At 69.9% G+C, this 15,616-nt stretch carries 7 protein-coding genes; 3 read left to right on the top strand and 4 right to left on the bottom strand.

From position 1 onward, the window contains the following. Window positions 1-330: 330 nt before the first annotated feature. Window positions 331-4,557 carry a helicase HerA-like domain-containing protein gene (locus RB628_RS00735; RefSeq protein WP_318318238.1) on the bottom strand — a complete coding sequence of 1,409 codons (4,227 nt, stop codon included), beginning with the start codon at window positions 4,555-4,557 and terminating at the stop codon, window positions 331-333. A 300-nt stretch (window positions 4,558-4,857) separates the two neighbouring features. Between RB628_RS00735 and RB628_RS00730 the strand changes: the two genes are divergently transcribed. Next, a complete protein-coding gene (locus RB628_RS00730) occupies window positions 4,858-5,643 on the top strand; it encodes an SDR family oxidoreductase (protein WP_318318237.1) in 786 nt (261 codons plus the stop codon). Between the two features lie 186 nt (window positions 5,644-5,829). Further along, a complete protein-coding gene (locus tag RB628_RS00725) occupies window positions 5,830-7,404 on the top strand; it encodes a sodium:solute symporter family protein (protein ID WP_318318236.1) in 1,575 nt (524 codons plus the stop codon). 365 nt (window positions 7,405-7,769) lie between these two features. Here the strand turns inward: RB628_RS00725 and RB628_RS00720 are convergent, their stop codons facing one another. Continuing rightward, on the bottom strand, window positions 7,770-10,076 hold the full coding sequence (locus tag RB628_RS00720) for an ATP-binding protein (protein ID WP_318318235.1): 2,307 nt from the start codon (window positions 10,074-10,076) through the stop codon (window positions 7,770-7,772). A gap of 199 nt (window positions 10,077-10,275) precedes the next feature. On the opposite strand from RB628_RS00720, the gene RB628_RS00715 reads away from it, so the two are divergent. Next, window positions 10,276-10,659, top strand: coding sequence for an SH3 domain-containing protein (locus tag RB628_RS00715; RefSeq protein WP_318318234.1), 384 nt, complete (start codon window positions 10,276-10,278; stop codon window positions 10,657-10,659). Between the two features lie 9 nt (window positions 10,660-10,668). Here RB628_RS00715 and RB628_RS00710 read toward each other — a convergent pair whose 3' ends face one another. Both RB628_RS00710 and RB628_RS00705 read right to left on the bottom strand, forming a co-directional pair. After that, a complete protein-coding gene (locus RB628_RS00710) occupies window positions 10,669-11,802 on the bottom strand; it encodes an ADP-ribosylglycohydrolase family protein (RefSeq protein WP_318318233.1) in 1,134 nt (377 codons plus the stop codon). 188 nt (window positions 11,803-11,990) lie between these two features. Then, window positions 11,991-15,341, bottom strand: coding sequence for a tetratricopeptide repeat protein (locus RB628_RS00705; RefSeq protein WP_318318232.1), 3,351 nt, complete (start codon window positions 15,339-15,341; stop codon window positions 11,991-11,993). Window positions 15,342-15,616: the final 275 nt, after the last annotated feature.

Raw genomic sequence — 15,616 nt, 5'->3', positions numbered from 1 at the left:
GCGCAGGGCGTCGCATGCTGCACCGTGAGATCGCGGGACGGGAGAGCCACCAGATGTCTGAGCTTTCGCCGGAGGTCTCCAGCCGGATCGGCTACACCCTCGCGGTCATGAACTCCATTGCCATCGCCTGCGAGGGCAGGTACGTGGACATGGACCTCGTTGAGCGCAGCATGGGCAGGTCGTACGCCGGGGCGGTCGTCGCGGCCAAGCCGTACATCGACTATGTGGAACAGCAACGCGGGTTCCGGCCGTATCCCTTCGCGGAGCAACTGGCGAGGAAGCTGCTGCCGCAGGGGCGACGAGCCGGTGGGGGCGCAGACCCACAGTCGCTCAGCGAGCCCCCCTGATCCTGTGGAGGGCCAAGCGGAGGTGCCACATGAGTCGTGCCTGCTCGCGCCGGACTATGGTCCGGTACTCCGGCACGTTGGCTTCCAGCCACGCCGCCTCCTCCTCCTCCTCCTTGTGCGGCTCGTCGACGAGTTCCTCGAACTCGCTCAGCTGGGCCTCGGTGAGCCCTTCGGTCAGTGCGGTTCCCACACGCAGCTCCAACTCGTCCGAGTAGGCGCGGAAGAGGGATTCCTTGTCCTTGTCGGAGAGGAGTTCCAGCGAGAGGTCTTCGAAGAAGGCGTCGGAAGAAGGGGGAAACGCCGGAGGTTCCGCCTCCGGGTCTGAGGGTGGTTCACCGCTCGCTTCTCGCTGGGCGCGGAGCCGTTGCCTCTGAACAGCAGCGGCACGCAGCAGGGGTGCCCGCAGGACCGTCGCCACCCGGGACAGCTCTCGTTGCCGAGCGGTCCCGTCCGCGCCCGAAAGGCTCAGATCGTCACGCGCCTTCTGGTGTTTCGCCAGCCATTCGTCCAGAAAGGACGACCCGCTGGGAGTGTCTGTGGTGCGGCGAGAGGCGGCGGAACGTGAGGGAGGCTTTCGTGTACCACTCAGATGACTTCGTACCGCGGCCTGCGATCGGGCCTCCCGCTCCTCGTCGTCCGCCCGTAGTTCCGCCCGTGAGCGCCAGAAGCCCTCCCGGAGCATGCGGTCGCGCACGGTGTCGCGATCCATGGGAAGCCCGCTGTCGGAGTCCGCGTAAGGCGGCTGGAGGGTGAACGTGTGAGTCTCGCCCGCGTGCAGGGTCTGTGCCACCCCCCTGAAGTTCCCCGGGGTACGCAGGGCCTCGGCCGAGACGTCGAGCTCGTCCGCCAGCAGTTTCGCGTCCCGGTTGGAGACGCCGAAGACGATCCGGTTCGCGACGTTGCCGAGGATGGCTGACAACAGGTTGTCGGAGACGGTTCCCGTGAAGCGTGAGAAGGCGTTGAGCTGACTCAGGTTCTGATGGGCGAGGACCAGGCTCAGTCCGAACTTGCGGGCCTCTGCCACGAGTTCATCGAACCCGGTGACCGCGAAAGCCTGGAACTCGTCGACGTACATATAGACCGGGTCGGACTTGCCGCCGTGTTGCCTCCAGCGAGCGTACACCGCCTTGCGGACCCGCTCCTGGATGAACGTACCGAGCAGGGTGGCAGCTGATCTGCTCATCTCCCATTCGGGGAGTTTCACCAGCAGCACGCCGCCGCGGTCCACCACCCGTTCAATCGAGACGGTCGACTTGCCGCCGGCCAAAACCTTCCCCAGCGCTCCGTCCTGCTGCATTTCGCTGAACTTGGACAGTACCCAGTGCAACACCTCGGCGATCTCGTTGTCCTGCTGCTGCTCGAAGATGGCCCAGCGTTCCTTCAGATCCGAGTCCGTGAGCAGGTCCTTGATCCACCTGCGTCGGTCCTTGCTGCGCAGTACCCGGATGAGGTCGATTACCCCGGGCGGCTTGAACGGGTAGTCCTTGTGCGTGATGGACTCCAGTGCCAGACGGACGATCTCCTCGAAGCGGGGTCCGTAGAACTGGTGGTAGGACTGGCGCACGAGGAGTTGAATGAACTCCTCGATGGCGAGTTCGAGTTCCGCCTTGCTGCGCACGTCCAGATCCAACGGGTTGAGCACGGGCAGGTACTCCGGGTCCCCGAAGTCCAGCAACAGGACCTCGTTCTCCCGGCCTGCGGTATGGCCGAGCAGATAGTCGACCAGGTCTCCGTGCGGGTCGATGACAACCACCGACCTCCCTTCCCGGATGTCCTGTCGTGCCATGTGCTTCAGCATGTTCGTCTTGCCGGACCCGGTCCTGCCGATGACGTAGGTGTGCCGACGCCGGGCCGCCTCGTCCAGACGCACCTCGACGGGTTGGTCCTGACGTGCCTGGGCGAGGCGAGCTGTTCCCAGGCTGATGCCGTCGACCGGCAGAGTGATGTCGGGTAGGGAAATCGCCCGGGAATGCCGGTTCACGAGCCCACGGCCTTCGATCCTGCCGTGCGGCGGGTGGAAGATGCGCAGGGCCTCTGCGGGGGTCAGCGGAGTATGGGGCTCCGGTGCGGGGCTGCCGGGCGCCAGTGCCGCCGTCGCCGATTCGTCGGACACGATGTCGAACGGCACTCCACGAAACAGCCACAGCCCGATGCTGCGCAGAACGGCGTCTCCCAGTTGTTCGTCCGAGGCGACATGGATCTGGAGAGCGAGATTCGCCGTGTTGGCGGACTCCTGGCTGGCCCGGATGAAGAAGGCCGCCGCGTCCCTGTCCTCGCTGGCGAAGAGCCCGGTCCCTTCGGGAAGCAGCACGGAGTACGTTCGCTCGGCCTCGGGCACCCGGCGGAGGGTCATCTGCACGGTCACCTGAGGTTTGAGCGCCCGGAGGTAGTCGATGAGTCCGCCCCAGTCCTCCTCCACGAGGGGCACGCTCTCGGCCTTCGGCCGCAGTTCCACCATGAACGGAGCATCCAGTGCGGCCTGGCCGGAGGTGGGGGAGATGTCCCAGCCTCCGCTGAAGGCCACGCCGAGCTGCTGCCCCACTCCTTCCGCCAGATCCTCGATGACGGCTGGATCACCGCTTTCAGTCTGCGCCAATACGTCGAAGAAGGGCGCGAGGTTTCCGCTCGTCTGCCGGACGGTGATGACGCGGTAGAGCAGCCGCACAGTGGTGTCGTTGACGAGCGACAAGGTACGCAGCACACCGAGCTGGCGGGGCAGGCTCCGTATGGCGCTCTCTCCGCTGTATCGGCCCAGCCTCGCCGAGTAGAACAAGGTGAACTCCTGCTTGCCGGTCCCGTCGCCGTCCGGCGAGAGTGTCGGCGGAGTCACCCGCTGGTACTTGCTGCGGATTCCGGACTCGAGTTTCCGGCGTGCCCGGTTGACCTTGTCCATCAAGCCGCCGAGGCCGTCGATCGAAGGATCCTCCAGCAGCGGATGCCAATGCTCGTGCAGATTGTTCAGGGCCGCGTAGAGGAGTTCAGGCTCCGACTGCACTTGAGTGAGGACCAGGTGCGTCTTCGCCGTGAGGAAGTCCGACGGGTTTATAAGCCGCTGCTTCTGGCGCCGCCGCAGGATCTTGACGGCGTTGAGCAGGATCGTGTCCCGCCCGACTTCGGCGAGTCTCCGCTCCGCGGTGGAGAGGAACTCGGCGTACCGGCCCACGGTGTAGTGGTCCAGTGACCACGACTGCATGGGACGTGCCAGTCCACTGGCGGTTCCGGAGTCGTCTGCGCCGGTGTCGTCGTAGAGGACCGCGGCACGCAGATGGATCCGGTTCTGCGGAGTCTTCGTCGAGCGCGGTCGGGTGGCGAAACCGGCGAAGTCGGCGGAGACGATCGCCTCACCGGGGGGCAAGGGGTCCGTGCCCAGTTCCTCGTTGACAAACAGGCCCGCCACGTGCGGCGCCATGACGGCGCTGCCGCCGTGGCCGGCGTGGTTCGCAAAGACCGTGGCGAAGTTGCGGGGGCGCTTGAGGAAATCGTCGGTCGGGTTGGACAGCGCGGTCACCAGGACGACGTCCGGTGGCCTCTCCCCACCGTCGAAGTCCCGACGAAGGTTGACGTAGTCCATGCAGATGGCGAGACCGAGTTCGTAGGTGCGCTCCCCCTTGGTGATCTTCACCCGCTGTGGACCGAGCCCCGGTTCGATCGTCTCGCCATGTGCGGGGTCCTGCTTGGTGATGAGGACGAGTTCCTCCTGACCGACGAACACCGCGGCGTTGCATTCGACGGCGTTCTCGGCTTCCGTGAGCCCGTGTTCGGCCAGTGCGGCGGCATCGGGCTCACGCAACTGGCCGATCCCGGCGAAGATGGCCAGGCGGTTGCGATATCCGATGAGGACGGGCACAAGCTCGGTGGGGATCGAGCATTCGGGAAAGACGACGATGTCGACATGGTGTTTAACGCAGAACTCGAGTATCTGCTTCACCTTGAGTTCCATGGACCGTTGGCGCTCGCGGCGTGCGCTGTACACAGCGTCGTCGGTTCGCGACTCGAATTCCTCACCAAGGTCGAGGTCGGCCAGAGCGGTGTCGCCGCCGTCGGTCACCGACGCGTACGGCAGCCCCAGAAGCGGTTCGTCGGGGAGCCAGTAGTTTCCCTGGTTCTTGCGGATGTTGGGAACGTAGGCCAACTGGACCGCAGCGAGACGCAGAACGTGGTCACTGGTAGGTGTCTCCGATGGCGGTTCGTCGGCCAATGGTGCCCCCATGATTGTCCAACCACCACATAGCGCTCTGCGCTTGCGTTCTATCACGGTACTGTGCCAGGCCCCGGAAGTGACCTCCTCGCGCCTTGGACGCTCGCGGGCCACGCACGCTCAGTGCTCGCACGCCCCCGGTAAGACGGGAGGACTCGACGTTCGAGGCCGAGCAGCGCGGAAGGCCGCAGACTGGATCCGAACGGGTCCCGGAGGCTCCTATGCCTTCCCTTTCCCTCTCTTCCTTCCTCCTTCGGACGCCCATACTCTGACGCTCCGTCAGATAATCCGCCAGAGTCGGGGAGGGCTTCGATGTCGCTGCTCACAGGGAAGACCGTGATCGTCTCGGGGGTGGGCGCCGGGCTGGGGCGACAGGTCGCGGCGGCCGTCGTGCGGGACGGGGGGAACGCCGTGCTCGGGGCGCGTACCGAGGCGCACCTCGTGAAGACCGCCGCGGAGCTCGATCCGGCCGGGGAGCGTACGGCGTACCGCGCGACCGACATCACGGACGAGGGGCAGTGCCGGGCGCTCGCCGCGCTGGCGTGCGAGCGGTTCGGGCGGATCGACGGGGTCGTGCATGTCGCCGCCTGGGACAGCTACTTCGGGGGGATCGAGGACGCGGACTTCGAGAGCTGGGCGGGTGTCGTCGATGTGAATCTGCTGGGCACACTGCGGATGACGCGGGCCTGCCTGCCGGCACTGAAGGAGCGGGGCGGGAGTGTGGTGTTCATCGGCACACAGTCCGCCGTGGCGGCTCCCTCGCAGGTGCGACAGGCCGCGTACGCCGCTTCCAAGGGGGCGCTGACGAGCGCGATGTACTCGCTGGCGCGGGAGCTCGGGCCCCATCGGATACGGGTCAACACCGTATTGCCGGGATGGATGTGGGGACCGCCGGTGGAGGCGTACGTGCGGTTCACCGCACAGGGGGAGGGGGTGCCTGAGGCCGAGGTGCGGAGGCGGCTCGCGGAGCGGATGGCGTTGCCCGAGCTGGCCACGGACGGGGATGTCGCGGACGCGGTGGTGTTTCTGGCATCGGAACGGGCACGGGCCATCACCGGGCAGTCGTTGCTGGTGAACGCGGGTGAGCTGATGCGGTAGCTGATATTCCGCCAATCTTTCAACGGTCGCGCTGGGTTCACAGACATGAACCTAGGTCAGTGCGGCGAACTTTTTTACTCCCTCTTGACTCTACGGGCTGTTGTCGCTGCCATGCCGGCGAATCGACTATGAGCGGGCGCTCGACACCCCCGCTCCACTTGCTCGACCGCCCCTGGGAGGGAGCACATGAACGGTCTCGACTGGGCCGTGCTCATCGCTTACTTCGGTGTGATGGTCGCGATCGGTGTCTGGTCCCACAAACGGGTCGACAACGTCAGCGACTTCTTCACCGCGGGCGGGAAGATGCCCTGGTGGCTGTCCGGCATCTCCCACCACATGTCCGGCTACAGCGCGGTGATGTTCACCGGGTACGCGGGCATCGCCTACACGTACGGCGTCACTTCCTTCGTCACCTGGTCCTTCCCCATCGCGCTCGGCATCGCGATCGGCTCCAAGCTGTTCGCGCCGCGCATCAACCGGTTGCGGTCGCGGCTCCATGTGGCATCGCCGCTGGAGTACCTGAAGAACCGGTACGACCTGAAGACCCAGCAGGCGCTGGCCTGGTCCGGGATGCTGCTGAAGATCGTGGACGTGGGTGCCAAGTGGGCCGCGATCGCAACCCTGTTGTCCGTCTTCACCGGTATCTCCCTCAACCAGGGCATCCTGATCACCGGCACGATCACGGCCGTCTACTGCACGATCGGCGGACTGTGGGCCGACGCACTCACGGAGTTGGGGCAGTTCGTCATCCAACTCCTCGCCGGTATAGCGATGTTCGTGGCAGTCGTGCTCAAACTCGACGACTTCGGTGGGTTCTTCGGGGTCTGGGACGAGCCTGCGCTGCAGGGTCACGAGAAGCCGCTGGTGGGTCCGTACGGCACGGTGTTCCTGCTCGCGTTCCTCTTCATCAAGCTGTTCGAGTACAACGGCGGCATGCTCAACCAGGCGCAGCGCTACATGGCCACGGCCAACCCGCGCGAGGCCGAACGGTCGGCGCGGCTGTCGGCGATCCTGTGGCTGGTCTGGCCACTGGTGCTGTTCTTCCCGATGTGGATGTCTCCACTGCTGGTGGAGTCGCAGAAGCCGGACGGGTCGGACTCCTACGCCCTGATGACCGAACAGCTTCTGCCGCACGGCCTGTTGGGGCTCGTCATCGTCGGTTTCTTCTCCCACACGATGGCCATGTGCTCGTCCGACGCGAACGCCATCGCCGCCGTGTTCACCCGGGACTGTGCGCCGGTGATCTGGAAGCGGGCGCGGACGTGGACGGACTCGTCGGGGCTGGTCGCTGCGCGGGTGGCGACGGTTGTCTTCCTCGGGCTGTCGATGGCCGCGGCGACGCAGGTCAACTCCCCCGCGTTCAAGGACATCATCACCGTAGTCATCAAGTGGGTGGCCGGTCTGATGGGTCCGATGGCGATTCCGATGATGCTGGGGCTGCTGCGGCCGTTCCGGCGGTCGGGGCCGACGGCTGCGCTGGGCAGTTGGTCGATGGGGCTGCTCGCGTTCTGGCTGGTGAACTATCCGGTCAACTGGAACGTGGAGGGCGGGGTGCCGCTCCAGTACCAGGTGTCGATTCCGCTGGCTGTCTCGCTGGTGCTGTACATCCTGATCGGCTTCGTGCGGCCCGAGGACACGCCGGAGCGGTTGGCGATCATCGAGACCGTGAACACGGACGGGGGCGACGGCGCGGCGGCGCGGGTGCCGGTGGCGGAGCCTGAGCCTGAGCCGGCGGATGCGGTGCCTGGTAAGGGTGGGTGAAGGACTGAGGGTTCTCGCCCCCGCCGCCCCTACCCGTCCCATCCCTGGGGGCTCCGCCCCCAGACCCCCTACGGCCCTGAACGGGCCTCGTCCTCAAACGCCGGACGGGCTGGGGGTGCGGGCCGGTGCTGGAGGGGCTGGGGGGGTGCGGGCCGCGCTGCGGGGGCGGGCCGGCGCTGGAGGGGTACCGACCCGCGCCTGAAGGGCGCCGCCTCGGCTGCGGAAGCCGCGGGGGCAGACGGGTGGGTGTGGGAAAGGAGGCCGGGCGGGGTGGGTTGGGGTCGGGTCGGGTCGGGTCGAGAAGCCGTACGGACAGGCGGGTAGGACAGAAGGTTGAGCGGACGGCCTCACCCGGGTCGACGCACTCATACCCCGGTCGGCTGCGCCGACCCCAACCGCTCCCTGACCCTCGCCGCGCTCATGTGCCCCAGCCGCTCCAACAGCTCCAGCGCCTCCCGCCAGCACGCCACCGCCTCCGCGCGGGCGCCGAGGGACAGGTGGGACTCCGCCAGGTGGTCCAGGGTTTCCGCGATCTCGCCGAGGTCGTCTCGTTCGCGGCGCAGGCGCAGGGAGTGGGTGAAGCACACGATCGCTTCCTGGTGGCCGCCCAGGTGGTGATGGGCGCGGCCCAGGCTGTCCCACGTCGCGCCCTCGCCGTCCCGGTCGCCCAGTTCCTGGAGGATGCGCAGGGACTGCCTGCAGTGGTCGACAGCGTGCCGGTGGTCTCCCAGGAGCGACAGGTGCCAGCCGATCTGGTTCAGGACCCTGCCCTGGCCGATCCGGTGTCCGGCTGCCTGGAACAGGCTCAGCGCCTGCTGGGCGAGGTCCAGTGCGTCCGCGTGCTGGCCGCGGCGGCCCAGTACCGCACTCATGTTGCGCAGTGCCTGCGCCTGGCCCACCGGGTCGGCCAGTTCGCGGCCGAGGCTCAGTGCGCGCCGCAGATGGACGAGGGCGTCCTGGTGGCGGCCCTGCCGGGAGCGGACGCGGGCGAGATTGCGGCGGGTGCGTGCCTCGCCGACGGTGTCGCCGGTCCGTCTGGTCGCGTCCAGTGCCTGCTGGTGCGTGGCGACCCACTCCGGCCAGTGGCCGGCGAGGTCGAAGAAGGCAGCCATTGTCCAGGCCAGTTGCCAGGCGTGGGTCTCGAAGCCGGCCCTGGCCGCTGTGCGTACCGCCGCCGCCAGGTTGGGCAGTTCGGCAGTGAACCAGGTCAACGCGTGTGCCGGACCGTTCAGTTCCTCCGGTGCGGTGTCCGGGCCGGGGTCTGCCAGGGGGATCGGGTCGCGGTACCAGCTGAGGGTCTCGGACGCCGTGGCCGCCGTATGGAGGTAGTGGTCGAGGAGGCGGTGGAGCGCGGCGCGTCCATCGGCTTCCGGGTCGTGCTCGTGGGTCAGTTCGGTGGCGTAGGCGCGGAGCAGGTCGTGGAAGGTGAAGCGGCCTGGCGCGTGCTGGTTCAGCAGGTGCGCGCGGGTCAGTTCGGCCAGGTACGTGCGTATCTGGCCGGGTCTCAGCCCGGTCAGGGCGGCTGCGGCCGGGGCGGTGGTGTCCGGGCCCGGGTGCAGTCCCAGGAGGCGGAACAGCCGGGCGGCTTCGGGGCCGAGGCGGTGGTACGACCAGGAGAACACCGCCCGTACGTCCGTCGCGGGGTCGTCGTCGCTGAAGGGGTCCAGTCCGGCGCCCGTGCCGGTACCGGTACCGGTACCGCGCAGTTCGCCGGCGAACTCGGCCAGCCGGAAGTGCGGGTCGGTGGCCGCGCGGGCGGCCACGATCGACAGGGCGAGGGGGAGGCGGGCGCAGCGGTTGATGATCTCCGTCACCGCTCCGGGGTCCTCCGCGAGGCGGGCCGGGCCGAGCCGGTGGGCCAGCAGTTCCCTGGCCTCGGTCATGGTCAGCAGGTCGACGCGGAGCGGGTGGGCGCCGTCGGAGGCGACCAGGCCGGTGAGCTGGTTGCGGCTGGTGACGAGGGCCAGGCAGCCGGGGGCGCCGGGCAGCAGCGGTCTGACCTGTTCGGCGTCGCGCGCGTTGTCCAGCAGGACGAGCACCCGCTTGCCCGCGCACAGCCTCCGGTACAGGCCGAACTGCGCCTCGGTACCGGCCGGGACCCGCTCGGCCGGTACCTCGAAGGCGTCCAGGAACACCCGTACCGCCTCCGCCGACGTCATCACCGCCCCGGCCGGATGGAAGCCGCGCAGGTTCACGTACAGCTGCCCGTCGGGGAACCGGGCGGCCACCCGCGACGCCCAGTGCACCGCCAGGGCCGTCTTGCCCACGCCCGCGGTGCCCGAGATGGCGGAGATGACGACGGTGCCGGTGGTCGGTCGGTCTGTTGCGCCGTCCAACAGTGCGTTCAGTGCGCTCAGTTGCTCGGTCCGTCCGCTGAAACCTGGGTGGGGTGGCGGGAGTTGGGCCGGTACCGACTTCGTCTCCGGGTATGCCGGCTGTGCGGCGGGCGGGGTGTGCGAGATGCCGGTCGCCGCCTGCTGGAACTCGTCGAGGCGCGGTCCCGTCAGGGCCAGCGCGTCGGCCAGCCGTCGTACGGTGGCCGGCCTCGGGCGTTCGATACGGCCCGTCTCGACATGGCAGATCGTGCGCACGCTCACGCCCGCGCGCTCCGCCAGCTCCTCCTGGGTGAGCCCCAGTCGGCGCCGTTGCTCACGCAGCACATCACCCAGCATCGGCAATCCCCCTGGCCCCCGCTGGCCGGTCGCCCCCACCCTCCCCCTCTCCACCCCCGTCGGGTGAGAGCGCATCCGGCCACTTGCCTGGCCGATTACCGGTCAGTTGCCGGTCAGTTGCGTGCCGCGTTCCTGGTTGCGCCCGGGGTCCCGCTGCGACTGTTCGCATACGTCATCGCACGCCGCACCAGGAGGAAAAATGATCACGAAGTCGAGATCCAGGCTGACGAGAAGCGGGCTTGTGGCCGCGGTCGTGACCGCGCTCGCCGTTCCGGTGGTCGTGGTCGTGACGGCCGGGCCCGCCTCCTCGGCGGCCTACTGCGGCCGGACCGTCGGCGACAAGGACAACAGGTCGTGGCCGCGGCAGACGTCGGGCGTCAGCGCGAACCAGCGCAGCGGCTCCAGCACGGACTGCGGGGTGACCGGCTATGCCGACAACCGGAACGTCCTGGACTACCACTGCTGGACCGCCGGCGACGGCGGAACCTGGACGTACCTCAGGAACGACACCGACGGCAGCTACGGGTGGGTCAAGGACACCCTGCTGCCCGACGGCGGCTCCAACATCTGGTGCGAGTTCTGATCCTGGCTCTCACGCCCGCGGATACCGCGTGAGCCACCCGGGAGAGGACCCCGCCGGACCGTGCAGGGCCGGCCCCTGGGTCATCTCCATCGCGAAGTCGTCCGCGAGGACCAGCATCGTCGGCCGGCCCTCCAGTTCCGCCAGCCAGGCGGGCGGGAGGGCCGTCTCGCCGTGCAGGGCGCCCAGCAGGCCGCCGGCCAGGGCGCCCGTCGCGGCGGACGGGCCACCGTGGTTGACCGACAGGGCCAGGCCGTGCCGGACGTCCTCGCCGACCAGCGCGCAGTAGACCGCCACTGACAGGAGGCCCTCCGCCGAGCCGGCGCCGGCCAGGTCGGCGACCCGCGCGGGGGACGGGATGCCCTGGCGTACGGCGCCCAGGGCTCGTTGGAGGGCCTCCGACACCTGCTGGTGGCCCGGTCTGGCCGCCAGCAGGGCCAGCGCCCGCTGCACCGCCGCGTCGAGGCTCTCACCGCGCGCCAGACCGTGCACGATCACGGCGTACGCGCCCGCCGCCAGGTAGGCCGCCGGGTGGCCGTGGGTCTGCGCGGCGCACTCCACCGCCAGTTGCATCACGAGCTGCGGCTCCCAGCCGACCAAAAGCCCGAAGGGGCCCGAGCGGGCCGCCGCCTCCGCCCCCGTCTCGCCGGGGTTCTTGGGTGCGTCGAGGGTGCCCATCGTCTCGTCGCCGAGGCCGAGCAGGCAGGCGAGGGCCGGGTCGCGGCGAGCGTACAACCACTCCTCGCGGGCCAGCCAGCCGTCTTCCTTGCGGCGTTCGTCGGGACCCCAGTCGCTCTGGGTGGCCGCCCAGCGGCGGTAGGCGCGGTGCAGGTCGGTCGGCGGATGCCAGGCGCCGGTGTCGCGGCGGACCTGGGCGCGGATCAGGCCGTCGAGGGTGAAGAGGGTGAGCTGGGTGAGGTCGGTGATCGCGCCGCGTCTGCCGTACGCGAAGGCCAGATCGGCGAGGCCCTCCGCGCCGTACGCCTCGTGGATGGAGTCGAGGGTGAGTCCGTCGAGCGGGGTGCCCAGGGCGTCGCCGAGGGCGGCGCCGAGCAGGGTGCCGCGGACCCGGCTGCGGAAGTCCTGCTGTTCGGAGCGGCCCCAGATGGCGCCGGACGCGGCCCCGGTCACGCCACCGGATGTCATCACACCCACCTCGGACCTCCCTCACAGCACCGTTCGTACGATTGACAGCTCAGCACTGTAATCGACCGGGAACGGTCTGTTCAGAGGCCGGATTGGTATGCGGAATGCGGCATGAGTGAGCACGAGTGATCCCGGCTGGTCACCAATTGACGGTCTCACGCCTCCACCACATGCCCTCCACGTGACCGTCACCCCGCATACCGCTCCCTGATCCCCTCCCTCGCCTCCCGCACCCGCGCCAGCCGTACGGCGATCCGCTGCCCGTCCGCCTCCAGGACGCCCGGCGCCCCCGCCAGCTCGCCCAGCAGGTCGGCCAGCCAGGCCACATCCACCCATTCCCGCGTCCCCGTGAGCAGTCCGGCGAGGTGTTCGTCCAGGTCCGCCCAGTCGCCGAGGCCCGCCGCGATCACCGCGTGCAGGAAGTCGGAGGCGCCCTCTGTCAGCTCCCAGCCGGAGGCCAGCCTGGCCGCCTCGCGCCAGACCGGGCGGGCTGCCTCCACCCCCTGCTCCCCACCGACCGCGAGGGCGAGACAGAAGGCCCCGCCCGCCTCGTGCAGGGCGCGCATCCGGTCCGCCGTCTCCCGGGCCGCCCTCCACTCCCCCGCCCTGCGCTGGGTGCGGGCCAGTTCCTCCAGACCGGCCGGCTCCATCAGCCCGTGCCGCGCGGCTTCCGCGAGCGCCGCCGCCGCGTCCTCGCGGCGCCCGTCCAGGAGGTGGATCTGGGCGAGGGTGTGGTGCGCCCAGGCCAGGTCGTCGCCGATCACGAGGAAGCGGTGGAGATCGGTGCGGGCGTCGTCCGGGCGACCCACCGCGAGCAGGGTCATGATCCGGCGCATCAGATGCCAGGCCCCGTCCGGATCGAGCGCGACGGCTTGGTCCAGATCCGCCAACGCCTCGCCGTACAGGCGTAGTTCGTGCAGTACGGCGCCCCGGCAGCCGATCGCCCACACGCTGTCCGGGGCCAGTGCCAGCGCCCGGTCCAGGTCCGCGCGCGCCTCCTCGAACCGGGCCAGACAGCGCAGCGACTCGCCCCGGTTCCACAGGGCCCACGCACTCTCCGGCTCCAACTCGACCGCCCGGTCGGCATCTTGGTACGCCGCCTCGTATCCGTCGACCCGCCGGTGCACGACCGACCGCTGCACAAGCGCCCAGGCGTACGCCGGATACAGCTCCAGCGCTCTGCCGAGATCGGCCAACGCCTCGTCGTGGCGGCCGAGTCGGCTGCGGGAGACGCCCCGGCTGGCGTACGCCGACGCGTACGCGGGGTCGAGTGCGAGAGCGCGGTCGTAGTCGGCGAGCGCCTCGGCGTCACGGCCGGCGGCCCGGAGCGCGTCACCGCGCTCGCACGCGACCCAGGCCAGCTCGGGACCGAGGGCCACCGCCCGGTCCAGGTCGGCGAGTTGACCGGCCTCCTCCCCGCGCGAGCGGTGCACCCGCGCCCGCCGGACCAGCGCCCACACGTGCTCGGGGTCCAGTTCGAGGGCCCGGTCGAGGTCGGCGAGGGCCTGCTCGGTGTCGCCGGTGCCGTGCCGGGTGACCCCACGGGAGGCCCAGGCGCCGGCCAGGTCGGGGCCGAGGGCGACGGCCCGGTCCAGATCACGGACCGCTTCCTCGTGCCGGCCGAGGATGCGGTGGTAGTCGCCGCGTACGAAGAGGACGCGGGCCGTGTCGGGGGCCAGTTCGTCGGCCCGGTCGAGGTCGGCGACGGCGGCGGCGTAGTCGCGCTGTTCGGCGCGGGTGACGCCCCGGCCGTAGTAGGCGCGCTCCAGCCCTGGATCGAGGGCGACGGCCTGCTCGTACTCGCCGAGGGCCTTCTCGTACTCCCTGCCCAGCCGCAGTTCACGCCCGCGCAGCATGCGCGCGACGGCCTGCCCACGCGCGTCGAGCCCGCCCCGGGCCAGCAGCAGCGCGAGCGCGCCGAGCACTCCGCCGTCGCTTCCCTCCCCGCCCTCCGCGAGCACGTCGAGGAGATCGCGCCCCCAGTTCCGCACCGCCGGTGCCTCGTTGTCGTCCCCCGCCTCCACCAGCATCCGCGCCCACCGCCCGGCGACCACCTCCCCGTGGTCGCAGGCATCGACGACGTCCCGCAGGACGACGGGCAGCGCGGTACGAGGGGACGCGCACAACAGGTGGTACGACTCCGCGAGCCGCAGCTCCCGCCACTCCTCCGCCGCCCACAACTCGTCTGCTGCAAGCGGCACTTCGACCTCGGCACGCCAGCCGGCGAAGGTGCCGGCGAGGCCGGTGTGCTGCCCGGCCCAGCGGCGCGGGGAACGGCGGCGCTGGAGACGGAGCATGGGTGCCCGTACGACGTCGTGGTACTGGACGCGGTCCCCCCGGTCGCTCACGAACGGCAGCGACCTCAACCACGCGAAGAGCAGGTCGAGTTCGGTATCCCCGCCGGTCTGTCCGAGGGCGGGGAGGGCGGCCCGGAAGATGTCCGCGTCCAGCCGCCGGGGCAAGGCGCAGGCGAGGGCGGCGGCCTGGCGTACCGGGTCGGTCTCCCACTTCAGGAACCGGCCCACGGCGGTCGCGCTCGGGTCGCCGACGTCGTCAGGGTCGGCGGGGCGGGCCTCGGCCAGGGTGGACACCAGCACCGGCAGACCGCCGGTGAGCCGCAGTACCTCCTCGACGACCGGCTCGTCCGTCACGCCCTTGTCGGCGAGCAGTCCACGCGTCTCGGCCTCCGTGAACGGCCCGAGCGGCACCTCGGTGACGAAGTCGGCGAAGCCGCCCCATCGTCCGGTGTCGAAGGGGCGCTGACCCGCGGTGACGAGGACGAGGTTAGAGGGGAAGGAGAGGTCGCCGTAGCGGTCGGTGGTCATGATGTCGTGCAGCCAGCCGTCGAGGAACGGGCCGGTGCGCTCGTACGTGTCGAGGAACAGGACGATCCAGGGCACGGCGGCGCAGATGTCGTCCAGCTCGGCGAGCAGCACCGGAGTGAGGACGCGCTCGGGTGCGAGGACGAGCTGTACGTCGTCCTGGTTGCGCAGCCGGGCGGCGATCCCGGCCCGTACCCGGTCGGCGCCCTGGGCGATGCGTTCGGCGTCGAGGGCTCCGGCGAACGGGCCGACGACGGGGATGAGTCCGGCGCCGACGAGCCCGAGCCGGGTGGCCGTGAGACTGCCGGCCGAGGGACTCTCGGGCTGCGGTTCGAGACTCGCGACGGCGGACTCGGCCTCGTGCCGCCGCTCACGATGGGCCGCGAGCAGCCGCTCCAGCTCCTTGAACCGTCTCCCCTGGGAAGCGAACTGACGGCACATCACCGCCAGAGCCTCCGGAACGCTGCCGACGCCCTCGTCGACGTACGCGGTGAGCGCGCCGCGTTCCTTGGCCTGCTGCTCCAACTCCCGTACCAGAAAGGTCTTTCCGACCCCCGCGTTGCCGTGCACATGGAAGCGGAAGTGGTGGCGTTCGTCGTCCGGCGGCAGGTCGAAGTTGGCCCGGAACGCGGCCCGTTCGGCACCCCGGCCGACGAATCCGGCGCGTCTGCGCTGCTGGATCAGCTGCCGCATCGACGGGCGCGACGCCTGGGGCATCGGTGGGTCTCCTCGTGTCGGGGCGGGTACGCCCACGCGTGTACGCCACCAGTCTGGCCCAACTTCCCGGACAGGAAACGGGGGAACGGAGGTGGGGGACGGGTGCGGAGGACGGGGACAGGGGACGGGGACGGGGGACGGGTGCGGAGGACGGGGACGGGGGCCGATGTGCGGGGACAGGGGACAGGGGACGGGTGCGGAGGACGGGGACGGGGGACGGGGGCCGATGCGCAGGGCCGATGCGCAGGGCCGATGCGCAGGGCCGATGCGCAGGG

The organism is Streptomyces sp. ADMS, from assembly GCF_033441795.1.
In the GTDB taxonomy this organism is placed as follows: Bacteria; Actinomycetota; Actinomycetes; order Streptomycetales; family Streptomycetaceae; genus Streptomyces.
Note: the sequence above shows the minus strand (reverse complement) of the source record. Positions and strands in the feature narration are given on the sequence as shown.